21 protein-coding genes and 1 tRNA gene are annotated in these 22106 nt (G+C 72.2%); 10 read left to right on the top strand and 12 right to left on the bottom strand.

Features of this window, described 5'->3' with window-relative positions:
* Positions 1-47: 47 nt before the first annotated feature.
* On the bottom strand, positions 48-863 hold the full coding sequence (locus tag AB0C66_RS23095) for an SDR family oxidoreductase (protein ID WP_362441590.1): 816 nt from the start codon (positions 861-863) through the stop codon (positions 48-50).
* Positions 860-2215 carry an enolase C-terminal domain-like protein gene (locus AB0C66_RS23090; RefSeq protein ID WP_362441871.1) on the bottom strand — a complete coding sequence of 452 codons (1356 nt, stop codon included), beginning with the start codon at positions 2213-2215 and terminating at the stop codon, positions 860-862. Before AB0C66_RS23090 ends, AB0C66_RS23095 begins: the two co-directional genes overlap by 4 nt.
* Before the next feature lie 268 nt (positions 2216-2483).
* Between AB0C66_RS23090 and AB0C66_RS23085 the strand changes: the two genes are divergently transcribed.
* On the top strand, positions 2484-3671 hold the full coding sequence (locus tag AB0C66_RS23085) for a PAC2 family protein (RefSeq protein WP_362441587.1): 1188 nt from the start codon (positions 2484-2486) through the stop codon (positions 3669-3671).
* Between the two features lie 120 nt (positions 3672-3791).
* Here the strand turns inward: AB0C66_RS23085 and mshC are convergent, their stop codons facing one another.
* From mshC to AB0C66_RS23065, 4 genes are all read right to left on the bottom strand, one after another.
* Complete coding sequence (mshC, locus tag AB0C66_RS23080) at positions 3792-5021, bottom strand: cysteine--1-D-myo-inosityl 2-amino-2-deoxy-alpha-D-glucopyranoside ligase (RefSeq protein WP_362441584.1); 1230 nt, start codon at positions 5019-5021, stop codon at positions 3792-3794.
* A 154-nt stretch (positions 5022-5175) separates the two neighbouring features.
* Positions 5176-6057, bottom strand: coding sequence for an SCO1664 family protein (locus AB0C66_RS23075; RefSeq protein WP_362441581.1), 882 nt, complete (start codon positions 6055-6057; stop codon positions 5176-5178).
* A complete protein-coding gene (locus AB0C66_RS23070) occupies positions 6021-6611 on the bottom strand; it encodes a DUF3090 domain-containing protein (RefSeq protein WP_362441578.1) in 591 nt (196 codons plus the stop codon). Before AB0C66_RS23070 ends, AB0C66_RS23075 begins: the two co-directional genes overlap by 37 nt.
* 150 nt (positions 6612-6761) lie before the next feature.
* Positions 6762-7457: a histidine phosphatase family protein gene (locus AB0C66_RS23065; RefSeq protein WP_362441575.1), complete on the bottom strand. Its 696-nt coding sequence runs from the start codon at positions 7455-7457 to the stop codon at positions 6762-6764.
* A gap of 133 nt (positions 7458-7590) precedes the next feature.
* Between AB0C66_RS23065 and corA the strand changes: the two genes are divergently transcribed.
* Positions 7591-8583: a magnesium/cobalt transporter CorA gene (gene corA, locus AB0C66_RS23060; protein ID WP_362441573.1), complete on the top strand. Its 993-nt coding sequence runs from the start codon at positions 7591-7593 to the stop codon at positions 8581-8583.
* Positions 8584-8596: 13 nt separating this feature from the next.
* Here corA and AB0C66_RS23055 read toward each other — a convergent pair whose 3' ends face one another.
* The gene (locus tag AB0C66_RS23055) at positions 8597-9400 is read right to left on the bottom strand and encodes a ferritin-like domain-containing protein (RefSeq protein ID WP_362441570.1); all 804 of its coding nucleotides are present in this window, start codon (positions 9398-9400) and stop codon (positions 8597-8599) included.
* Between the two features lie 223 nt (positions 9401-9623).
* Entirely contained in the window at positions 9624-10676 is a 1053-nt protein-coding gene (locus tag AB0C66_RS23050; RefSeq protein ID WP_362441567.1) for an LLM class F420-dependent oxidoreductase, read from the bottom strand.
* Between the two features lie 127 nt (positions 10677-10803).
* Here AB0C66_RS23050 and AB0C66_RS23045 point away from each other — a divergent pair, with 127 nt between their 5' ends.
* On the top strand, positions 10804-11784 hold the full coding sequence (locus AB0C66_RS23045) for an aldo/keto reductase (protein ID WP_362441564.1): 981 nt from the start codon (positions 10804-10806) through the stop codon (positions 11782-11784).
* Positions 11781-13973 (top strand): helix-hairpin-helix domain-containing protein, encoded by a 2193-nt coding sequence (locus AB0C66_RS23040; protein ID WP_362441561.1) that lies wholly within the window; start codon positions 11781-11783, stop codon positions 13971-13973. Before AB0C66_RS23045 ends, AB0C66_RS23040 begins: the two co-directional genes overlap by 4 nt.
* 317 nt (positions 13974-14290) lie before the next feature.
* Here AB0C66_RS23040 and AB0C66_RS23035 read toward each other — a convergent pair whose 3' ends face one another.
* Entirely contained in the window at positions 14291-14956 is a 666-nt protein-coding gene (locus AB0C66_RS23035) for a hypothetical protein (protein ID WP_362441558.1), read from the bottom strand.
* A gap of 47 nt (positions 14957-15003) precedes the next feature.
* Between AB0C66_RS23035 and AB0C66_RS23030 the strand changes: the two genes are divergently transcribed.
* Positions 15004-15192 (top strand): DUF5703 family protein, encoded by a 189-nt coding sequence (locus tag AB0C66_RS23030; RefSeq protein WP_014059547.1) that lies wholly within the window; start codon positions 15004-15006, stop codon positions 15190-15192.
* A gap of 137 nt (positions 15193-15329) precedes the next feature.
* Here the strand turns inward: AB0C66_RS23030 and AB0C66_RS23025 are convergent, their stop codons facing one another.
* Both AB0C66_RS23025 and AB0C66_RS23020 read right to left on the bottom strand, forming a co-directional pair.
* Positions 15330-16190 carry a chaplin gene (locus AB0C66_RS23025; RefSeq protein ID WP_362441555.1) on the bottom strand — a complete coding sequence of 287 codons (861 nt, stop codon included), beginning with the start codon at positions 16188-16190 and terminating at the stop codon, positions 15330-15332.
* A gap of 468 nt (positions 16191-16658) precedes the next feature.
* Positions 16659-17996 carry a M20/M25/M40 family metallo-hydrolase gene (locus AB0C66_RS23020; RefSeq protein WP_362441552.1) on the bottom strand — a complete coding sequence of 446 codons (1338 nt, stop codon included), beginning with the start codon at positions 17994-17996 and terminating at the stop codon, positions 16659-16661.
* 253 nt (positions 17997-18249) lie between these two features.
* Between AB0C66_RS23020 and AB0C66_RS23015 the strand changes: the two genes are divergently transcribed.
* From AB0C66_RS23015 to AB0C66_RS23005, 3 genes are all read left to right on the top strand, one after another.
* A tRNA-Leu gene (locus tag AB0C66_RS23015) sits at positions 18250-18334 on the top strand.
* A gap of 142 nt (positions 18335-18476) precedes the next feature.
* Positions 18477-19073 carry a DinB family protein gene (locus AB0C66_RS23010; RefSeq protein WP_362441549.1) on the top strand — a complete coding sequence of 199 codons (597 nt, stop codon included), beginning with the start codon at positions 18477-18479 and terminating at the stop codon, positions 19071-19073.
* A gap of 1 nt (position 19074) precedes the next feature.
* Entirely contained in the window at positions 19075-19512 is a 438-nt protein-coding gene (locus tag AB0C66_RS23005; RefSeq protein WP_362441546.1) for a VOC family protein, read from the top strand.
* 255 nt (positions 19513-19767) lie between these two features.
* On the opposite strand, the gene AB0C66_RS23000 is transcribed toward AB0C66_RS23005, so the two are convergent.
* Positions 19768-20499: a CDP-alcohol phosphatidyltransferase family protein gene (locus AB0C66_RS23000; protein WP_362441543.1), complete on the bottom strand. Its 732-nt coding sequence runs from the start codon at positions 20497-20499 to the stop codon at positions 19768-19770.
* A gap of 125 nt (positions 20500-20624) precedes the next feature.
* On the opposite strand from AB0C66_RS23000, the gene AB0C66_RS22995 reads away from it, so the two are divergent.
* Together AB0C66_RS22995 and AB0C66_RS22990 are read left to right on the top strand one after the other, a co-directional pair.
* On the top strand, positions 20625-21602 hold the full coding sequence (locus AB0C66_RS22995) for a zinc-binding alcohol dehydrogenase (protein ID WP_362441540.1): 978 nt from the start codon (positions 20625-20627) through the stop codon (positions 21600-21602).
* Positions 21603-21702: 100 nt separating this feature from the next.
* Positions 21703-22101 (top strand): 6-carboxytetrahydropterin synthase, encoded by a 399-nt coding sequence (locus AB0C66_RS22990; protein ID WP_362441537.1) that lies wholly within the window; start codon positions 21703-21705, stop codon positions 22099-22101.
* Positions 22102-22106 lie beyond the last annotated feature (5 nt).

Below are 22106 nucleotides of genomic sequence, written 5' to 3'. Positions count from 1 at the left end.
TGTGCGCGTTCTCCATGCGCGGCCTCCGTGCGCTGCGGGGGCGTTGTTCAGCGGGCGGGGCCGGGTGCCCCGGGCGGATCGGGGTCGGGGCGCAGCCGTAGCCCCTGCATCCCGCCGTCCACGGCCAGCGCGGTGCCGGTGACGGCCGCGGCGGCGGGTCCGGCCAGATACGCGACGGCGGCCGCCACCTCCGCCGCCGACACCAGCCGTCCGGTCGGCTGACGGGCCTCCAGGGCGGCGCGCTCGGCCGCGGGATCGGCCGCCCGGTCCAGCAGCCGCGCCACCCACGGGGTGTCCACGGTGCCGGGGTTGACGCAGTTGACGCGGATGCCCTCGCGGACGTGGTCGGCGGCCATGGCCCGGGTCAGCGCCAGTACCGCGCCCTTGCTGGCGCTGTAGGCGGCCCGCTGCGGCAGACCCGCGGTGGCGGCGATCGAGCAGGTGTGGGTGATGGACACCCGGCCGGGCCGGTCGGCCGCGGCAGCGCGCAGATGGGGCAGCGCGGCCCGCGCGGTGCGCACCAGGCCCAGCACATTGACGTCCAGCAGCCGTTGCCACTCCGCGTCCGGGGTGTCCTCGACGGTGCCGACGGCGCCGACCCCCGCGTTGCCGACGACGATGTGCAGGGCGCCGAACGCGGTGACGGTCTCGGCCACCGCGGCCCGTACCGCCTCGTCGGAGGTGACATCGGCGGTGACCGGCAGGGTGCCCGCCGGGGCGCCGGAGGGGTCGCGGTCGAGCACCGCGACCCGGGCGCCGCGGTCGCGCAGCTCGGTGGCCACGGCGGCGCCGATACCGGAGGCGCCGCCGGTCACCAGGGCGGCCAGTCCCTCGAAGTCGCCGGTGGGGCAGGGCTGGTTCACGGGGTCCCTCCTGTTGTCGGACCGGTGTGGGGCACCGCGGCGCGGCGGACGCGGTCGCGCCATTCGGGGCCGTCGGGATAGCGGTAGGCGGCCAGCGACGCGGGGCGCATCCGGGCGGAGAAGCCCGGGGCGGCCGGAGCCCGGTAGCGGCCCGCCCGCACGACGGCCGGGTCGGTGAAATGCTCGTGGAGGTGGTCGACGTACTCGATCACCCGGTCGTCCCGGCTCCCCGAGACGGCCACGTAGTCGAACATGGACAGGTGCTGGACGAGTTCGCACAGGCCCACCCCTCCCGCGTGCGGGCACACCGGCAGTCCGTGTTTGGCGGCGAGCAGCAGGATCGCGAGGTTCTCGTTGACCCCGGCGACCCGTGCGGCGTCGATCTGGACGAAGTCCACCGCCCCGGCCTGGAACAGCTGCTTGAACACCACGCGGTTGGCGATGTGTTCACCGGTGGCCACCCTGACCGGCTGTCCGGCGCGGATGGCGGCGTGGCCGAGGACGTCGTCGGGGCTGGTCGGCTCCTCGATCCAGTGCGGCTGGTACGGGGCCAGCGCGTGCATCCAGCGCAGCGCCTCCGGGACGTCCCAGCGCTGGTTGGCGTCCACGGCGATACGGACACCGGGCCCGACGGCCTCGCGGGCCAGCCGCAGCCGTCTCAGGTCCTCGTCCAGGTCGGCACCGACCTTCAGCTTGATCTGGCCGAAGCCGTCCGCGACAGCCTCCCGCGCCAGCTTGATCATTTTCTCGTCGGAGTAGCCGAGCCAGCCGGGTGAGGTGGTGTACGCCGGATAGCCGCTCTCGCGCAGCCGCGCGGCCCGCTCGGCGCGGCCGGGTTCGGCGGCGCGCAGGATGGCCAGCGCCTCGTCACGGGTGAGGGCGTCGGTGAGGTAGCGGAAGTCCACCAGTGCCACCAGCTCCTCGGGGGACATATCGGCGAGGAACTGCCACAGGGGTTTGGCGGCGTGGGTGGCGGCCAGGTCCCAGGCGGCGTTGACCACCGCCCCGGCCGCCATATGCATCACGCCCTTCTCCGGACCGAGCCAGCGAAGCTGCGAATCCCGCGTCAGATCCCGGTACAGCGCGGCGAGTTGGTCGGCGGCGTACGGGGCGGGGCGGCCGATCACATGGGGGCGCAGCGCGCGGAGGGCGGCGGCGATGACGTCGTTGCCGCGCCCGATGGTGAAGACGAAGCCATGCCCCTCGGCCGCGGCGGCACCGGCGTTCGTCCGCAGCACCACATAGGCCGCGGAGTAGTCCGGGTCCGGGTTCATGGCATCGGACCCGTCGAGCCGCTCCGAGGTGGGAAACCGGATGTCGTGGACCTCGAGTTCGGTGACGACGGGACGCAGAATCAACGAGGGCTCCCTCAACGAAACGCGAAAGAACATCGGACCTTTGCCGGTGATCCGATGTATAGCGCTGTTGTTCGCGTGCCGTCCAGAGGTGCGCCACGATTTCCCGAGGACAGGTCGGATGAATCTCCGTGTGGTGGTGAGTGTCGTGGTGTACGGGGGCTGCGGCGGGACCCCCGGTAAGCCGTAGGCTTGGGTCGCACGCAATGGAACTGGAACCGAGGGCGGCACGGACCCGTCCGCCCCGGTCGGAAGGGAGCGCTGGGTGATCGAGCTTGAGGGGGTTCCCGAGCTGATCGACCCGGTCATGATCTGTGCCTTCGAGGGCTGGAACGACGCCGGGGACGCGGCCTCCACCGCGGTGGGGCATCTGGACCGGGAGTGGAAGGGCGAGGTCTTCGCCGCGCTCGACGCCGAGGACTACTACGACTTCCAGGTGAACCGTCCCACCGTGGCCCTCGAGTCCGGGGTCCGCAAGATCACCTGGCCGACGACCCGGCTCTCCGTCGTCCGCGCGGAGAACGGCGAGAAGACCCGCGATCTGGTGCTGGTGCGCGGGATCGAACCGAGCATGCGGTGGCGGTCGTTCTGCAACGAGATCCTCGGCTACGCCCATGAGTTGGGCGTGGAGATGGTCGTGGTACTCGGCGCGCTGCTCGGCGACACCCCGCACACCCGGCCGGTGCCGGTCAGCGGGGTCACCTCCGATCCGGACCTGGCCCGCACGCTGGACCTGGAGGAGACCCGCTACGAGGGCCCCACGGGCATCGTCGGGATCCTCCAGGAAGCCTGCACCCACGCCGGTGTTCCGGCCGTGAGCCTCTGGGCGGCCGTACCGCACTACGTCTCGCAGCCGCCGAACCCGAAGGCCACCCTGGCGCTGCTCAACCGGCTCGAGGACCTGATCGGGGTGCGGATCCCGCTGGGCGAGCTGACCGAGGACGCACGGGCCTGGCAGCTGGGCGTGGATCAACTGGCCGCCGAGGACAGCGAGGTGGCCGAGTACGTCCAGTCGCTGGAGGAGGCGCGCGACACCGCGGAGCTGCCGGAGGCGTCGGGCGAGGCCATCGCCCGCGAGTTCGAGCGCTATCTGCGGCGGCGGGACGGCCAGCCGGGACCGGGCGGCCACGCCACCGAGAGCGGTGGCCTCGTGGACGGCCGGGACGGTCCGGGCACCGGTTCGTATCTGCGCGACTCCACCAGCGGCCACACGCGCCCGCGTAAGCCCTCCCCGAAGGACGAGGTGGCCAGGGAGGAGAGCGAGGGCCCCGACGGCGACGAGAGCGCCCCTGAAGCCTCCGACGGCACCGGCACCGGCACCGACGCCGAGGCCGAGGCCGAGGCCGAGGCCGAGGCCGACGGAAACGAGGGCCGGGAAGGGAACACCGGGGACGGCGACACCGGCAGCGGGAACGCGGGGAGCGGGGACGACCGGCCCGACTCCCACGGCTGACCACATACGGGCTGACCACATACGGACCGCATGACGAACGGGCCCGCACCGGAGAGTGTCCGGTGCGGGCCCATTCGTATGGTCAAGGAACGGTCAGCGGCTGTCAGGCGGCCGACAAGGTCAGAGCGCCACTCCCAGCAGCGCGTCCACCGCACGCGACACCAGACCGGGCGCCCCCTCGTCCGTACCGCCGGAGGACTCCTGCGCGGCGGCCCAGCGGTCCACGGCGGCCAGTGCGGACGGCGCGTCGAGGTCGTCCGCCAACGCCTCGCGGATCTCCTCCACCAGCGCGTCGGCCGACGGTCCGTCCGGCCGGGAGACGGCGGCGCGCCAGCGGCCCAGCCGCTCCAGCGCCTCCCGCAGCACCTCGTCCGTCCACTCCCAGTCGGCCCGGTAGTGGTGGGCCAGCAGCGCGAGCCGGATGGCCGCCGGGTCCACACCGTCGCGGCGCAGCGCCGAGACGAAGACCAGGTTGCCCTTGGACTTGGACATCTTCTCGCCGTTCAGGGCGACCATTCCGGCGTGCACATACGACTGCGCGAACGGCCGCTCGCCGGTGAGCACCTGGGCGTGCGAGGCGCCCATCTCATGGTGCGGGAAGGCGAGATCGGAGCCGCCACCCTGTACGTCGAAGCCCATGCCGAGGTGGTCGAGGGCGATGGCCACACACTCGATATGCCAGCCGGGGCGGCCGGGGCCGAGCGACGCACCGTCCCAACTCGGCTCGCCCTCACGGGCGGCCATCCACAGCATCGGGTCCAGGGGGCTCTTCTTGCCGGGGCGCTCGGGGTCGCCGCCGCGCTCGGCGGACAGCAGCCGCATCGCCTCGGCGTCCAGCCCGCTGACCGACCCGAAGGCGGGGTCGGACTCCACGGAGAAGTAGATGTCGCCCTCGAGCTCATAGGCGGCGCCCAGGTCGCGCAGCCGCTCCACCAGCGGCACGATGCCCGGTATGGCCTCCACGGCGCCGATGTAGTGCCGCGGGGGCAGCATCCGCAGCGCCGTCATGTCCTCGCGGAAGAGCGCGGTCTCGCGCTCGGCGAGCGCGGTCCAGTCGTCGCCGTTCGCCACGGCCCGCTCCAGCAGTGGATCGTCGATATCGGTGACGTTCTGGACGTAATGCACCTGCCGCTTGGTGTCGAGCCACACGCGCTGAACCAGGTCGAACGCGTTGTAGGTCGCCGCATGGCCCATGTGGGTCGCGTCGTACGGAGTGATACCGCAGACGTAGATGCGGGCGACGGGGCCGGGGGTGAGGGTGAGCGGTCCCCCGGTCGCGGTGTCGTGAATCCTCAGGTCGCGGCCTCTGCCGGGCAGGGCGGGAACCTCAGAAGCGGGCCAGGCATACATGCCATGAGCGTAACCGGATGCCGGTTCCGGATACGAACCGGATCAGACCTGTTGGCCGGATCGGCGCTCTTGCGTTCTTACCCCGAAGGTGCTGTACCCATGTTCGACGGCCGCACCGGAGTACGAGAAGACGCGGCCCGCCGCCCTTCTGGGATCAGACCGGCGGCCAGGGGATCGCGGGCCACTGCCCGCTGGGCACGGGGTGCACCCCGGTGCGCAGCAGCACGGCCACCCGGGCCCGCAGCGCCTCGATCTCGGCCGTGGTGATCAGCTCCGCCAGCCGGGCGCACAGCGGTCCGCCGTCGGCCAGCCGCTCCGCCAACCCGCCCAGCGCCTCGACCACATCGTCCGGCAGCGGCTCCCCCGCCCACCCCCACAGCAGGGTGCGCAGCTTGTCGTCGGCGTTGAAGGTCACACCGTGGTCGATCGCGTAGAGCCGCCCACCGGCGGCGGGCAGCAGATGTCCGCCCTTGCGGTCACCGTTGTTGATCACCGCGTCCAGGACGGCCAGCCGGCGCAGCCGTACGTCGTCGGCGTGGACCAGCAGCGCGGTGCGCCCCTCCCCCACCTCGGCGAAGCCGACCGCCTTCCAGCCGGGGCCCGGCTCGTCGCCCTCGATGAGCGCGAGCAGCTCCGTACCGCTCCCGCCGTCCCCGCCGTCGCCGTCATCGCCGTCATCGCCGTCGCCGTCGGCCATCTCGACCTCTACCCACAGCTGGCACATCCCCTCGCCGTACGGGCCGTCGCGCAGCACGGTGGGCGGGACCAGCCCCCAGCCGGTGGCCTCGGAGACCTCATACGCGGCGACCTCGCGCTGGGCCAGTGTGCCGTCGGGGAAGTCCCACAGGGGCCGCTCCCCGGCAACCGGCTTGTAGACACACGGCATGCTGTGGCCCTGGTACTCGACCGTGCAGTAGAGGACCGCGTTGGACGCCTCCCGGACCCGGCCGCGCACCGTCAGCTCACCCAGGGCCAGCAGCTCGGACGGCTCGGGGGGCGTCACGCTCCGCGGCGGTATCCGTTCTGGCGCGGACATACGTGTCCCTCCGGGTCGAGCGGCAGGCTGCACAGCGGGCAGGGCGGCCGGCCGGCGTTGACGACGTCCAGGGCGCGCTTGGCGAAGGCGCGGGCCTGGGTGCCGGTGAGCCGCACCCGCAGCATGGGCGGCCCGTTCACATCGTCCTGGAGCAGCCGCTCCTCGGCCTCGGCCAGGTCCTCCTCGGACTCGGCCTCCAGCTCGACCAGGGCCTGTGCCTCGACGATCATGCGTTGTTCCTCGCCGTCCCAGGCGAGCGCCATGGTGCCGACCCGGAACTCCTCCTCCACGGGGGCTTCCAGCGGCTCGGTGTCGGCGAGTTCATTGGGTGCGACGGCCGGGACCGGGGCGTTTCCGCCGGTGCGCCGGACGACCTCGTCCAGCAGCTCGTCTATCCGCTCGGCCAACGCGGCGACCTGTGTCTTCTCCAGCGCGACGCTGGTGGTCCGGCCAGCCGCGGTCGCCTGGAGGAAAAAGGTGCGGCGACCAGGCAACCCGACCGTACCGGCGACGAACCGGTCCGGCGGGTCATAGAGGAACACCTGACGGGACAACGTCCTGCTCCATTTGGTTCGACTGCTCGGCTGGTTGACTGCTGATTGCTGAATGTCACGACTGCCCGGTCACGGCGGTCATCACGGCGTGCGCGCACCGCGGCACCACCCTACTGCGCACGGAGATCACGTCGCTCCCGCGCATGGCGCTCACGGTGCCCCCGCGTCGCCGCCCACCGCCGCGTCCCCGCCCTGGTCGCCGGGGGCGTGCTCACGCGGGACCAGACCCCCGAAGTCGCCGGTGTCCCCGAGCCGTACGAGGAACGGCCGGGTGGGGGTGTAGCGGACCGCGGTGACCGAGCAGGGCTCGACCGAGATGCGCTGGAAGAGGTCGAGGTGCAGTCCGAGGGCGTCCGCGATCAGGGACTTGATGATGTCGCCGTGGGAGCACATGAGGTAGACCGCGTCGGCGCCGTGCTCGGCCTCGATCCGGGCGTTCCAGTCGCGCACCGCGTCGACCGCCCGCGCCTGCATGGCGCGCATCGACTCACCGCCCGGGAAGGCGGCGGCGGAGGGGTGCTGCTGGACGATGTTCATCAGCGGTTCGTCGGCGAGCTCGGCCAGTTTGCGCCCCGACCAGTCGCCGTAATGGCACTCCCCGATCCGCTCCTCGGTGTGCAGGGGCAGCTCGGGGCGGGCGGTGAGCAGCGGGGCCAGCGTCTCCTGGCAGCGCTGGAGCGGGCTGGTGACGACGGCGGCGAGCGGCAGCCGCTCCAGCCGTCCGGGCAGCGCGGCGGCCTGGGCGGCGCCGCGCCCGTCGAGGGCGACACCGGGCGTCCAGCCCGCGAGGACGCCCGCGGTGTTGGCGGTGGACCGGCCGTGCCGTACGAGGATCAGCGTGGGCATGCCTGCCACCCTACGACCACGGACGGGCGCCTCAGCGGGCACCTCGAGGGGCACCTCGGAGGGGGCCTCGGACGGGGTGCACCGGCACCCCCCGCACCAGCCCCCCGTGCGTATCCGAGCCGAGGGCGGCAGAATGCCCCGCGTGATCGTGGACTGTGCCATCTACCAGGACGGGCGTCGTACCGAGGGGCCCGCCGACTTCTCCGACGCCCTCGACCAGGCGCGCGCGGCCGGGGACTCCTTTCTCTGGATCGGGCTCCACGAGCCGACCGCGAAGGAGTTCGAGCTCGTGACCAGCGAGTTCGGGCTGCATCCGCTGGCCGTGGAGGACGCCCTGCACGCCCACCAGAGACCGAAGCTGGAGGTGTACGACGACTCCCTGTTCCTGGTGCTCAAACCGGTCCAGTACGACGAGAAGGCGGGCACCGTCACCGCGGGTGAGCTGATGGTGTTCGTGGGTGACTCCTTCGTGGTGACCGTCCGGCACGGGGAGGCCAATCCGCTCGGCGCGGTGCGGGACCGGCTGGAGGACGCGCCGGAGGTGCTGCGGCACGGACCGACGGCCGTGATGTACGCGGTCGCCGACGCGGTCGTGGACCACTACCTCGATGTGGCGGACGAGCTCCACGAGGACCTGGACGGGCTGGAGACCGATGTCTTCGCGCCGGACAGCGCCGCCGGGCACAACACGGCGGGGAGGATCTACGCCTTCAAGCGCGAGGTGCTCGAATTCCGCCGGGCCACCGGCCCGTTGGCCGAGCCGATGGCGCGGCTGGCGGGCGCCGGGGTGCCGTTCGTCCACGAGGGGTCGCGGCCGTTCTTCCGCGATGTCAACGACCATCTGACCCGGGTGAACGAGCATGTGGAGGGGCTGGACCGGCTGCTGTCGGACATCCTCGCCGCCCATCTCGCGCAGATGGGCGTCCGGCAGAACGACGATATGCGGAAGATCTCGGCGTGGGCGGCGATGGCCGCGGTGCCGACGCTGATCGCCGGAATCTACGGGATGAACTTCGACTACATGCCGGAGCTGGAGCAGCCGTGGGGTTATCCCGCGGTGGTGCTGCTGATGGTCGGTGCGATCACGCTGCTGTACCGGATGTTCAAGCGCCGCGGCTGGCTCTGATCCGGCCCCCGCCTCAGGCGAACTCGGGGGCCTCGGAGGCGCTGGGCGAGGGGCCGGGACCGCCCAGGGCGTCCCGCCGCTCGGGCATCCGCAGCGTGACCATCCGCCGCCAGCCGCCCATCCGCTCGAAGCCGTACATGGCGCGGACCCCCGCCGAGAGCAGCGAGGACTTCGCCTTCGACCATCCCAGGATGTGCCCCATGTGGGACATCACGGCGAGGCTCACGGCCCGGTAGACCTCCATCTCGACCAGCGCGCTGTCCCGCAGCGTCCGCTGGATGGTCCGGCCGTATCCGGCGGCGGCCAGCCGCAGCAGCTCCTCGTGGCAGTAGGCGAGGTGGTTGTCCTCGTCGTGGGAGATCATCTCGACGGCGCGGCCGATGTCCGGATGGTCGCCGAAGTACTTGCGCAACATCAGCATCTGGGCGGACGCCCGCTGCTCGGTGACCCGGCTGTGGGCGAGATAGACGACGATGTCGTGCTCGGTCAGCGGCTCGTCGCGGCGCAGCTTGTCATGGGCCAGACCGATGCCACGCGCCTCCAGCAGCATGGTGTAGTCGGTGTCGCGCGGGACCTCGATGAGCTCGAGGCCGCGCTTGCGCAGCAGGGCGTTGAAGATCCGGCCGTGTTTGTCCTCGTCGGCGCCATGCCGGGTGATCTTGGGTGCGAGAGCGCGCTGGCTGTCGGGCACCAGGATGGCGATCCGGCCGTTCTCCCAGCCCCCCTGGGCCTCGCCGCTGGCCGCGATGGAGCAGAAGAGCCGGAACGCCTCGTCGTTGTCGAGGATCTCCTGGTACACGCTTTTCACCGAGAGCATCACTGCCACCTCCGTGCGCTCCGTGCACGACACTCGCGCAGAAGAAGTCAAATGCCGGGGGTGCGGAGCGGCAACAGGTGAGGGGTTCGGCTCGTCCATATGGGCGATTCCGCGGAAGCGCGCGGGGGCGTAACCAGTCGGGGGCGCGGGCGTTGTGCACGGTGACGGCCGTGGCGGGGAAGACCCCCGAGCCCCCACCACGGCCGCAGACTTCTCGGCGGCCCTACGACGCCACCCCGGCGCGCTCCAGCGCCTCGACGCCCGCCCGCAGACCGGCCAGCCGCTCCTCCAGCGTGAAGCCCGCGGGGGTCAGCGACAGGGTGGTGACCCCGGCCTGGGCGTACGCCTGCATACGGTCGGCGATGCGCTCCACGGGGCCGATCAGCGAGGTGGAGTCGATCAGCTCATGGGGCACGGCCGCGGCGGCACCGGCCTTGTCACCACCGAGGTACTTCTCCTGGATCTCGGCGGCCTCCTTCTCGTACCCCATGCGCTGCGCCAGCTTGTTGTAGAAGTTCTGCTTGGCGCTGCCCATGCCGCCCACATAGAGCGCGGTGTACGGGCGGAAGTGGTCGGCGAGGCCGCGCACATCGTCGCCGACGGCCATCGGGACGGTGGGCACCACATCGAAGCCCTCGAGGTCCTTGCCGACCTTGGCCCGGCCCGCGCGCAGCGAGCCGAGGGTGGTCTCCTCGGCGTGCTCGGGGGCGTAGAACAGCACGAGGGCGCCGTCGGCGATCTCGCCGGTCTGCTCCAGGTTCTTGGGGCCGATGGCCGCGATGTACAGCGGGATGTGCTCACGCACCGGGTGCACGGTGAGCTTGAGCGCCTTGCCGGGGCCGCCGGGCAGCGGCAGCGTCCAGTTGTCGCCCTCGTGGGTCAGCCGCTCACGCGACATGGCCTTGCGGATGACCTCCACGTACTCGCGGGTGCGGGCGAGCGGCTTGTCGAACCGCACGCCGTACCAGCCCTCGGAGACCTGCGGGCCCGAGACGCCGAGGCCGAGGCGGAAGCGGCCGCCGGAGAGGGTGTCGAGGGTGGCGGCGGTCATCGCCGTCATCGCGGGGGTACGGGCCGGGATCTGGAAGATGGCGGCGCCGACGTCGATGTGCTCGGTCTGCGCGGCGACCCAGGCGAGCACGGTGGCGGCGTCCGAGCCGTACGCCTCGGCGGCCCAGCAGACCGAGTAGCCGAGCCGGTCGGCCTCCCGGGCGACCGCGAGGTTGTCCGCGTCCATCCCGGCGCCCCAGTAGCCGAGGTTGATTCCGAGCCTCATACCGCACCTCTTACTGATCAGTAACGTCCCTGTTCCGGGGACTCTAGCGCGCGGGACCGCGATACGTCAGGGGGAGGTTATCCACAGGCTGCCACGGCTCGCTTTCCGGCCAGTAATCTCGGTGTTCATGGAGCAAAGGCACCTCGGCCGCACGGGCCTGCGCGTCTCCCGGCTCGGGCTCGGCACGCTCACCTGGGGGCGGGACACCGACGAACACGACGCGGCGGACCAGCTCAAGGCGTTCTGGGAGGCGGGCGGCACACTGGTCGACACCGCGGATGTGTACGCGGACGGCGGCGCCGAATACCTCCTGGGGCAGCTGCTGGAGGGGCTGGTGCCCCGGCGCGACCTGCATATCGCCACGAAGGCGGGCAGCGTGCCCGATCCCGACCGGCGCTTCGACGGTTCGCGCGGCCATCTGCTGGCCGCGCTGGACGCCTCGCTGGAGCGGCTGGGCACGGACTATGTCGATCTGTGGCAGGTGCACGCCTTCGACCCGCTCACCCCGCTCGAGGAGACGCTCCAGGCGCTCGACATCGCGGTCAGCAGCGGGCGGGCCCGCTATGTGGGCGTCTCCAACTTCTGCGGCTGGCAGCTCGCGAAGGCCGCCACCTGGCAGCTCGCCGCCTCCGGTGCGCATACCCGGCTCGCCAGCACCCAGATGGAGTACTCCCTGCTCCAGCGCGGAGTGGAGCGCGAAGTCCTGCCCGCCGCCCTGGATCTGGGCATCGGTCTGCTGCCGTCCTCGCCGCTCGGCCGGGGCGTACTGACCGGCAAGTACCGCCATATGACCCCCGCGGACTCCCGCGGCGCGTCCGAGCTCGCGGCCTTCGTCGCGCCCTATCTCGACGAGGAGGCGAGCCGTGTCGTCGAGGCCGTCGCCATAGCCGCCGACGGTCTGGCCACCACGACCCTGGAGGTCGCCCTCGCCTGGGTCCGCGACCGGCCGGGCGTCGCCGCGCCGATCGTCGGCGCGCGCAACGCCCAGCAGCTGAGGGCGGCGTTGTCGGTGGAGAGCCTTAGTCTTCCGGACGAGATCTGCCAGGCGCTCGACGATGTGTCGGCGCCCGTGCACCGCTATCCCGATCAGGACTGGAGCACGCTGTGAGTACCGACCGCCTCGCCGGCGAGGCCGCATCCGCGCCCGAGGAGGCCGACCTCGTCACGCCCCCGTCGCCCGCGCCCGCGGCGGGAGAGGGTGCCGAAGCCGAAGCCGAGGCCGCGCCGGACCCGGCGTCCGGGAAGGGGAAGCGGTCGGCCGCCGCCGAGGCGCTGGCGGCCGCGGTGCGGGCGGTGGAGAGCGGTGAGCGGTCGGCGGCGTCGTTCTTCAACGAGCCCGCCCCGGCACGTCGTCCGGCGCCCGGCCCGGCCCCCGCGGCGCCACGGCCCCCGCAGCCGCGGCTTCGTGCGGATGTGTCCGGTGGCGGCCCGGATGGTGTGGTCCGGGCGGCTTCCCGCCCGGCGCGCGGTCCGGACGGCGAGATCCCGGGCGCCGCCGACGTCCGGCAGGTGCTCGCGGCGGGTGGGGCACCCGAGACTCTGGCCGGGCGGGTGGCCGAGGTGCTCGGCGAGCGGGCGGCCGAGGCGCTGCGCGAAGACCCCTGGCAGCTGCTGGCCGTCCCCGGCGTGCGCCACGACCAGGCCGACGGCTTCGCCCGCGCCCTGCTCGGCCCCGACGGCCGACCGGACGACGAGCGCCGGGTGCGGGCACTCACCGGCTGGCTGCTGGAGCGCGCCGCGCTCGAGGGCCACACCGCGCTGGAGTCCGGCGCGTTGTGCGAGGCGCTCGCCAAGGTGTCCGTGCCCGACCCGGACGAGGCGCTGCGCACCGTGATCGCGGACGGCGAGGTGCTGGTGTTCCAGGACGCGCTGGACACTCTGGAGGCCCCGAGAGCCGCCCGTCCCGCCCCCGCCGATGACGAGGCCGAGGCCGAGGCCGCACAGCCTGTCCGGATCCTGCTGGGTCTCGACCGCTACGCACTGGCGGAAGAGAGCCTGGCCGACGCTCTGTCCCGGGTGGCCAGCACCTTCGCCGCGCCGTCGGGCGCCGCCGAGGAGTCCGCCGAGGACGGCGCGGACGGCGAGTTGGAGGCGGCCCGCTGGGAGCAGGCGGCCGCCGCCGCGCCGTCCCCCTCCGCCGCCGAGTTGATCCGCACCGTGGCGGGCCACGGCCTGGTCACCCACAGCGGTGGTGAGGCGGCCCGCGCCGAACCGGCGGCGCTGGTCGCCGCCGCCCGTGCGATGGGGCTGCGGGCGTACGCGGCGGCGCACAGCGAGGACGGCAGACGGCGGTTGGCCGCGCTGGTCGACACCGACCCGTCCGACACCGCGACGCCGTCCGCCGTCACCGTCGCCGGGCTGCTGTCCGGTGGTGAGGGCCCCGGCCGCGACGAGGAAGGGGCGCTGGCCCTCGATCTGCTCGCCGTGCTGGACGCGCCGCAGCTCGACGTGGAGACGGCGGCGGTGCTCGTCGAGTCCGCACCGGACGGCGCACGGCTGGTGCTGAGCGGCGATCCCGGAGTGCTCTGGTCCGCCGGGCCGGGCCGGGTCTTCGCCGATCTGCTGGCGGCCCGCCGCTGCCCGCAGGTCGTCTCCCGTACCCCCGACCCCGGGCCGATCGGCGAGCTGGTCTCCGGGATCGGCATCGGCGAGCTGAACCAGGTCGAGGCACCGGGCAAGGAAGTCGTGATCGTGCCCGTGCGGGACGCGGGCGAGGCGGTGCACCGCACCGTGCAGCTGGTCGCCGACTCGGTGCCGCGCGCGATCGGCGTTCCGCCGGAGGAGACGCAGGTGATCACCCCGGGCCACGGCGGTGCCGCCGGGACGCGTGCGCTCAACGCCGCCCTCAAGGACCGGCTGAACCCCGGCCCCGGCCGGTTCGGCGGCTTCGATCCGGGAGACCGCGTGGCGTACACCCCGGCCCCGGGTCGCACGGTCCTGGCCACGGTGGTGTCGGCGGAGGCCGACGGACTGCGGCTGGACTGCGGCGGCACACCCGTGGTGGTGGCGCGCGAGGAGGTCGGCGAGCTGCTGCGGCACGGTTGGGCGATCACCGCCCACCAAGCCGCCGGATCGCGGTGGCCCGCCGCGGTCGTGGTGCTGCCGGGGGACGCGGCGGCCGCCCTGACCCGGGCCTGGGTCTACACGGCGTTCGGCCGCGGCGAGCGCCATCTGTCCGTGGTCCACGGCGCGGATGCGGCGCTTCCCCGGGCGGTCGCGGAAGTCCCCTTCAAGGACCGCACCACCCGCCTGCGCGCCCTCCTCCAGGCCCAAGCCCAGGTCCCTCCGATGGGCTGACCCCGAGGGCGCGCGCCAGCGGCCCGTAGGGCCGTGCCGCCCGCCCCGGGTTTGGCAGCGAGACGGCTGTTTCCTGGGCGGCGGCCCGGGGACGGCCGCCCGCGGCGCCGAGGCCACGGCACGCCCGGCGGTCACGCGGCGGGCACCCACCCACGGTCACGCTGCCGCGCCTCGCAGCCCGCACACAGAAGACGGACCGGTGCCGCCTGCCCCCGGCAGGGCCGGGGGACGGGCTGCGCGTGGGCGGCGGCCCGGGGACGGCCGCCCGCGGCGCCGGGCCGCCGTGGTGCCGGGCCGTTCGCCCCGGGGGCGCGGGGTCAGCTCCCGGGGCCCAGTACCTCGAGGTCTTCCTCGTCCTCCTCGTCGAAGACCGAGCTGACGTCGAAGCGACAGACCACCAGCTCCGGATCGGCCTGGTCGAAGGGGGCGGACAGCCACTCCCCCGGTTCGGCGGGCTCCTCGGCGGCCGCCACCCACAGGGTGGAGTCGCCCTCCTCCAGTCCGAATTCCTTGTGCCGGGAGGCGATCTCGTCCGGTTCGAACTCGCCGAAGAGCACCCCCAGCGCGGCGTGGACGCTCTCGCCGACGGCGGCCGGTTCGCCGCCCAGGCGGCCGTTCCCGGCGGCGGAGTCCGGGTCGAGGTCGGCGATCCGCTGGGCCTGCGCGAGCAGGCGCTGCGGTTCGGCGATGGTGTAGTCCCTCCGGAGCAGTACGTTCAGCACGCTCGGCTCGTCCGGCCCGGCGTAGGCGGGCAGGGTGTCGTCCCCGGGGATCTCGAAGGGGGTGACCTCGTCGTAGGCGTCGTAGAGCAGCTCGTCGTAGACCTCGGCTGCCGCTGCCAGTTCGTTGAACGCGGCATACACGGCCGGGTCTGCCTCACCCGACCGGCGTTCGACAGCGTCGAGGTGACGATCCAGTGCGGCTTTCACCGCTTCGGCGGCGGCGCGTACCTCGGCAGCGGATGGCTGCGCAGCATCAGACATAGTGCAGACGCTATCCGTAGCAGGGCAGTTCCCGCACAATAGATGCGATGCCGGAATATGAATTCTGCGACGTGTATGTGCCGCGCGGGGTCTCCCGCAAGGCGACTACCCGCTTGCTCACCGACCACGCCGAATACGGACACTGGGAGTTGGATCGTCTGAGGCTCAACCCCGACGGCAGCCGAAGGGTGCGCTTGCGGCGGCGGATCATCCGCCAGCTCCGCGCCACCTGGTAGGGCGCCGGAACGCGGAGCGGGCCCCGCTGTGTCGCGGGGCCCGCCGAGAGTCACCGTACCGTCACGTCGTGTGAGGTGCGTAGGTGCGATGTGACTCGTGGTGCGTGTGGGATGTGGTGTGCCGTACGGAGCGCGGGTCAGCGCCGCGCCGCACGGGACCGGCGGTAGAGGACCGTGCCCGCGAGCAGCATTCCGGCGGCGGCCGGAATGGCCAGGTCGACCGGTCCGGCACCGGTGTGGGCCAGCTGCTCGTCACCCGCGATGTGGGAGCCGCCGAGGTTCGAGGACGGGTTGGAGCCGTAGGAACCGGGCTTGTCCGAGTCCGAGTCATCGCCGGGGTTGTTGTCGCCCGGGTTGTTGTCCCCCGGGTTGTTCGGCTCACCGGGGTTGTTGGGCTCACCCGGGTTGTTGGGCTCGCCCGGGTTATTCGGCTCGCCCGGCTCGTTGGGCTCACCCGGCTCATTCGGCTCACCGGGCTCGTTGGGCTCACCCGGCTCATTCGGCTCGCCCGGCTCGTTGGGCTCACCCGGGTTGTTCGGGACCGCCTCGACCATTCCGCAGTCGCCGCCGCCGCTGGAGTTCCCGATCGCGGCCACGCCGATGTTGTTCCCGCAGACATTGACCGGAACGTCGACCGGGACCTGGACATTGTTGCCGGAGCCGACCCCGGACGAGCCCTGGGTGCCGCCCTGGGCCTGGGAGCCGCTGGTGGAGCTGGAGCCGCCGGAGCCACCGGAGCCGTCGTCCGAGCCGCCGGTCTGGCCGCCGCAGCTCCCGCCCCCGGCGCCGTTCAGCATTCCGATGACGGTGACCGTGTTTCCGCACAGGTTCAGCGGCACGTGCACCGGCGCCTGGATCGAGTTGCCCGAGACCACCCCCGGCGAGTTGACGGCGCCGCCGTCCGCCCCCGAGCTGGCGTGGGCGTAGCCACCCGTCATGGCCAGCACGCCGCTCGCCGCCGCTACGGTGATCAGGCCCTTCTTCGCAACCTGTCGCATAACTTCTTGCTCCCCTGCCTTTGCCGTACGTCCCGGCCGGGATGCGCGCGGGCGTCTCGCCCGCACCCCCATGCCCGGGCCGCTCCGGAGCGCGTGGCACGCCCTCCGGAACACCCCGGGATCACACCCCGGTGGACCGTGACCCGATGTCACGTGATCGATGCGGTAGTCGCCGAAGACGGGGCACTGCACCCACCCCCCATTTCGGCAGCGCGGCCGCTGTCACGAGCCGCACACACCATGTAACGAGGAGGGAGCAATCAAGCTATCAAGCTAAGACAGCATTCACTCTTTTCGGTTCTTTCGGTATGTGTGATCGATTAGGCCGAACCGGTGGGATCGCGTGACCTGTCGACGTCCGCGCTGGTCACGGCCGTGACCAGCGCGGAGCGAACGAAGCGCACGAACACGAGCGCGGCCCGAGCCGTACCCCGGCCGGGCACGGGCCGGGCACCAGCGGAGCGGCGATCAGCAGGCGTCCAGGAACCGGTCCAGCACCCGCACCCCGAACTTCAGACCGTCCACCGGCACCCGCTCGTCGACGCCGTGGAACATCCCCGCGAAGTCCAGCTCCGGAGGCAGCCGCAGCGGTGCGAAGCCGAAGCAGCGGATGCCGAGGTCGTCGAAGGACTTGGCGTCCGTCCCGCCCGACAGGCAGTACGGCACGGCGCGGGCGATCGGGTCCTCCGCCTTGAGCGCCGACTGCATCGCGTCGACCAGCGCCCCGTCGAAGCTGGTCTCCAGCGCCTTGTCCGCGTGTACGTCCTCGCGCCTGACCCGCGGGCCGAGGATGCCGTCGAGGTCGGCGAGGAACTCCTCCTCGTACCCCGGCAGGAAGCGTCCGTCGACGTGGGCGGTGGCCTGCCCGGGGATCACATTGACCTTGTAACCGGCACCGAGCATCGTCGGCGCGGCCGTGTTCTGGAGCGTCGCCCCGATGATCTTCGCGATACCGCCCAGCTTGGCGAGCGTCTCCTCCATGTCCTCCGGGTCGAGCGGGGTGCCGAGCGCGTCGGACAGCTCGTCCAGGAACGAGCGCACGGTCTTGGTCACCCGCACCGGGAACTTGTGCCGCCCGAGCCGCCCGACCGCCTCCGCGAGCTCCGTGATCGCGTTGTCGTTGTTGGTCATCGAGCCGTGCCCCGCGGTGCCCTCCACCGTGAGCCGCATCCAGTGCATGCCCTTCTGGGCGGTCTCGATCAGATACAGCCGCAGGTCCTCGTTGACGGTGAACGAGAAGCCGCCGACCTCGCCGATCGCCTCCGTCACGCCCTCGAAGAGCTCGGGGTGCCGATTGACCAGATGCCGCGCCCCGTACACCCCGCCCGCCTCCTCGTCGGCGAGGAAGGCCAGCACGATGTCGCGCGGGGGCTTACGGCCGGTGCGCAGCCGGTCGCGTACGACCGCGAGCGTCATCGCGTCCATGTCCTTCATATCGACCGCGCCCCGGCCCCAGACGCAGCCGTCGACGATCTCCCCGGAGAAGGGGTGGTGGGTCCAGTCCTCGGCGTTGGCCGGCACCACATCGGTATGGCCGTGGATGAGCAGCGCCGGGCGGGAGGGGTCCTCGCCCTCGATCCGCGCCACCGTCGAGGCCCGGCCCTTGTGCGACTCGAAGATCTTGGGCTCGAGCCCCACCTCGGCCAGCTTCTCGGCGACGTACTCGGCGGCCACCCGCTCGCCGGGGCCGGAGTGGTCACCGTAGTTACTGGTGTCGATACGGATCAGATCGCGGCAGAGGTCGACGACCTCGTCCTCGCCCCTGACCGCACCGGCCGTCGTCGCGTCCGAAAGCGACTCACTCACGCTGCCTCCTCCTGTTTCACTGCCGCGGAGCGCCCGCCCGTACCCGGGCCGGCCCGCGACGGGGTCCACGAGCCATCCTCCCTCGCCCGCCCGTCCAGCCCAAGGCGGCGATACGGTCGTCATGCCCCGGTAAACGCTCCGCCGCCCCGCCCCGGAGCCGTGCGGGGCGGGCGAGCACGCGTGATCGAGCACGCCCGGATGTTTGCTATGGTTTCCACGTCGGAACGGCCGCGGGCCGAACGACGGACACCTGGTCCGGGTGGCGGAATGGCAGACGCGCTAGCTTGAGGTGCTAGTGCCCTTTATCGGGCGTGGGGGTTCAAGTCCCCCCTCGGACACATAGTGATCAGCCCACGGGCTGTGTGAGTGCCGGTCGAGTCTCCTCTCGGTCGGCACTTCGCGTTTCCCGGATCCTTCAGGAGCCGCGGGGCGACTCCGACGGCACATGCCGGTGTCCGCTGTACGCGGGAGGCTGGAACCATGACCGACCAGACCTGGAACCCCCTGCTCCGAGATCAGATCGCCTGGCACTGGACCCATCAGCTGCGTGACCGCCTGGACGGGCTCACCGACGACGAGTACTTCTGGGAGCCGGTACCCGACTGCTGGAGTGTGCGGCCGCGCGGCACCGGCACCGCGGCGGTGCAGGCCGGTGGCGGAGCGATGACCATCGACTTCGCCATGCCGGAGACCGACCCGCCACCGTTCACGACCATCGCCTGGCGGCTCGGGCATGTGATCGTCGGTGTGCTCGCGGTACGCAGCGCCTCGCACTTCGGCCGCGCGCCCACCGACTACCAGTCGTTCCAGTACGCCGCGACCGCGTCCGAGGCGCTGGCCCAGCTCGACGCGGAGTACGCCACGTGGCTGGCCGGGGTCGAGTCCCTCGGCGAAACCGGTCTTGCCCGCCCGTGCGGCGAGGCGGAGGGGCTGTACGCCGACCATCCGCTGGCAGCGCTGGTGCTGCATATCAACCGCGAGCTGATCCACCATCTTTCGGAGGTGTGCCTGCTCCGCGACCTCCACCGGCACACCGAGCAACAGACCCGGCAGCAGACCCGACGGGAGGCGAGCTGAGATGGCCCGCGATGTCCAGATCACTTACGACTGCGGCGACCCGGCCGGATTGGCCGCGTTCTGGGCCGAGGCCATGGGCTACCGACTTCAGGATCCACCCGAGGGGTTCGCGTCCTGGCAGGAGGCCCTGGAGGCGATGGGCGTACCGCCCGAGAACCGCAATGACGCCTCGGCGGTGGTCGACCCCGCGGGCTCCGGGCCCCGGTTCTTCTTCCAGCGGGTGCCGGAGGGCAAGCGGGCCAAGAACCGTGTGCACCTCGATGTGCGAGCCGCCCCTGGGCTCGAGGGTGACGCGCGGATGGCGGCGCTGGAGGCGGAAGGGGAACGGCTCGTCGCCCTCGGCGCCACCCGGCTCGAGCGCCATGAGCCCGCTCCCCCGCTCGGCACCGGGCATATCGTGATGGCCGACCCCGAGGGCAATGAGTTCTGCCTCGACTGATCAGTCGTATGGCGCCTGTCCCGGGGGCAGGGCCGTACCGGAACGGGACGGCGCGGGAGGCGCCGTCGACCGGTGTGACACGCATCCGGTCGACCACACCGAGGTGACGGCCCATCAGCAGCCCCGGAGGACACACCTGGCGAGCGGGTGCCCGGCTACGCCCCGCGAAAGGACTGAGCGTGTTCAGGGTGGTAGCGGTGGCGGTCGGCCGCAGGCTACGTCGCAGGGCCGAGCGCGTCACCGGTCCGGCTACGGTCAGCCCTCCGCCCGCTGGTGGCGGGTGCGCCAGAGCCATCCGATGTCACGGGTGAACGACCAGCTCAGCAGGGCCAGGGCGAGCAGCACTTCGGCGAAGGCCGCTGCCCTGGGCAGGATCGCGGCCCCGGCCACCAGCAGGGCGATGCCCTGGAGCGCGGCCACCGTCTTGCGGGCCGTGCTCGGCGGCAGTGCGCCGCGCAGCCACGGCAGGAACCGGGACGCCACGACGAACGCGTAGCGCATGGCCCCGATCAGCAGCACCCAGGGGCCGAGCGAGGTGGCCACATAGACGCTGAGCACCAGGATCAGGAACGCGTCCACTTCCATGTCGAAGCGGGCGCCCAGCGGGGACGACGTACCGGTACGACGGGCCACCTTGCCGTCCACCATGTCCAGGATCAGGGCCACCGCGGTGAGTGCGACCAGCACCGTGACCTGCGGTGGACTCTGGAAGGAGTCCGCGACCATCGCGGTCACCCCGCCGACCAGGGTGGCCCGCGCCAGGGTGACGCGGTTGGCCGCCCCGAACGAGCGCAGCCACGAACGGGACACGGCGCGGTTGAGCACCGCCCAGGTGGCGAGGGCGAAGACCAGTCCGGTCAGCCATCCCGCCGGGCCGAGACCGAGTGCCGTGCCGAGGAGGGCGAGCAGGGCAAGCTGTGCTCCCGCCCCCGCCGCGGTCTCCTGTCGCAGCGGTTTGGTGTTGTACGTGTCATTCAGGGTTGCCACCGTGCACCCTCCGGCTGTGTGGCGGAGTGGAAGAGTGCCGCGTACCGTGATCGCGGCTGGCTATCCGTACGTGTGCCGCCGCCCGATTGTTCAGCTGTTCAGCGCGATCCTTCTGGAGGACCTCGATGGAGCGCGTCGCCCGCGCCTTCTGGCTCCGCTCCCCCGGCCACGGCGAGATACGGGAGGTGTCACTGCCCGAACCCGCCGACGGTGAGGTGGTGGTGCGCGCCCTGTGCTCCGGGGTGAGCCGGGGTACGGAGACCCTGGTGTTCCGCGGCGGGGTGCCGGAGAGCCAGCACACCGCGATGCGGGCGCCGTTCCAGGAGGGCGCGTTCCCCGCGCCGGTGAAGTACGGCTATCTCAGCGTCGGTGAGGTGGAGCGGGGGCCCCGGGAGCTGCTGGGGCGCACGGTGTTCTGTCTGTATCCGCACCAGACCCGCTATGTGGTTCCGGCGAGCGCGGTGACCGTGGTGCCGGAGAACGTGCCCGCGGCGCGGGCGGTGCTGGCCGGGACGGTGGAGACCGCGGTGAACGCCGTATGGGACGCCGCGCCGCTGCTCGGCGACCGGATCGCGGTGGTGGGAGCCGGGATGGTCGGGGCGGGTGTCGCCGCCGTACTGGCCCGCTTTCCGGCCGTACGGGTGCAGCTGGTGGACGCGGATCCGGCGCGCGCCGGTGTCGCGGCGGCGCTCGGGGTGGAGTTCGCGCTGCCGGAGGAGGCCGCGGACTGCTGCGATCTGGTGGTGCACGCCAGCGCCACCGAGGCCGGGCTCGCCCGCTCGCTGGAACTGCTCGCCCCGGAGGGCACCGTGGTGGAGCTGAGCTGGTACGGCGACCGGCGGATCAGTGTGCCGCTGGGCGAGGCGTTCCACTCGCGGCGGCTGACCGTGCGCAGCAGCCAGGTGGGCACGGTGTCGCCGAACCGGGGCCCGCGCCGCGGCTACGGCGACCGTCTCGCGCTGGCGCTCGAGCTGCTGGCCGACTCCTCGTTCGACGCGCTGGTGACCGGGGAGTGCGCCTTCGAGGAGCTGCCGGAGGTGTTGCCGAGGCTCGCCTCGGGTGACCTTCCGGGACTCTGCCATCGTGTGCTGTACGGGCCCTGAGGTCATCGCGAAATCGGTCTGAACACGGGGAACGCATCGGCCGTACTACACGGCGTGCCCCGGCAGACGGGCCCGACGCGCGCACCTGGAGGGTCATCCGTTGTTCAGCATCACCGTCCGCGACCACATCATGATCGCTCACAGCTTCCACGGCGAGGTCTTCGGTCCCGCGCAGCGGTTGCACGGAGCGACGTTCCTCGTGGACGCCACGTTCCGCCGTACCGAGCTGGACGACGACAACATCGTCGTCGACATCGGACTGGCCACCCGTGAACTCGGGCAGGTCACCGGAGCGCTGAGCTATCGCAATCTCGACGACGAACCGGACTTCGCGGGCATCAACACCTCCACCGAGTTCCTGGCCAAGGTGATCGCCGACCGGCTGGCCGAGCGGGTGCACGCGGGAGCGCTGGGCGAGGGCGCCCGGGGTCTTTCCGCTCTGACGGTCACCCTGCACGAGTCGCATATCGCCTGGGCGAGTTACGAGCGTGCTCTGTGAGCGGC

The sequence above is a fragment of the Streptomyces sp. NPDC048636 genome (genome assembly GCF_040650655.1).
Lineage (GTDB): Bacteria > Actinomycetota > Actinomycetes > Streptomycetales > Streptomycetaceae > Streptomyces.
The sequence above is the reverse complement of the archived record's forward strand: the minus strand, read 5'-3'. Positions and strand labels throughout refer to the sequence as shown.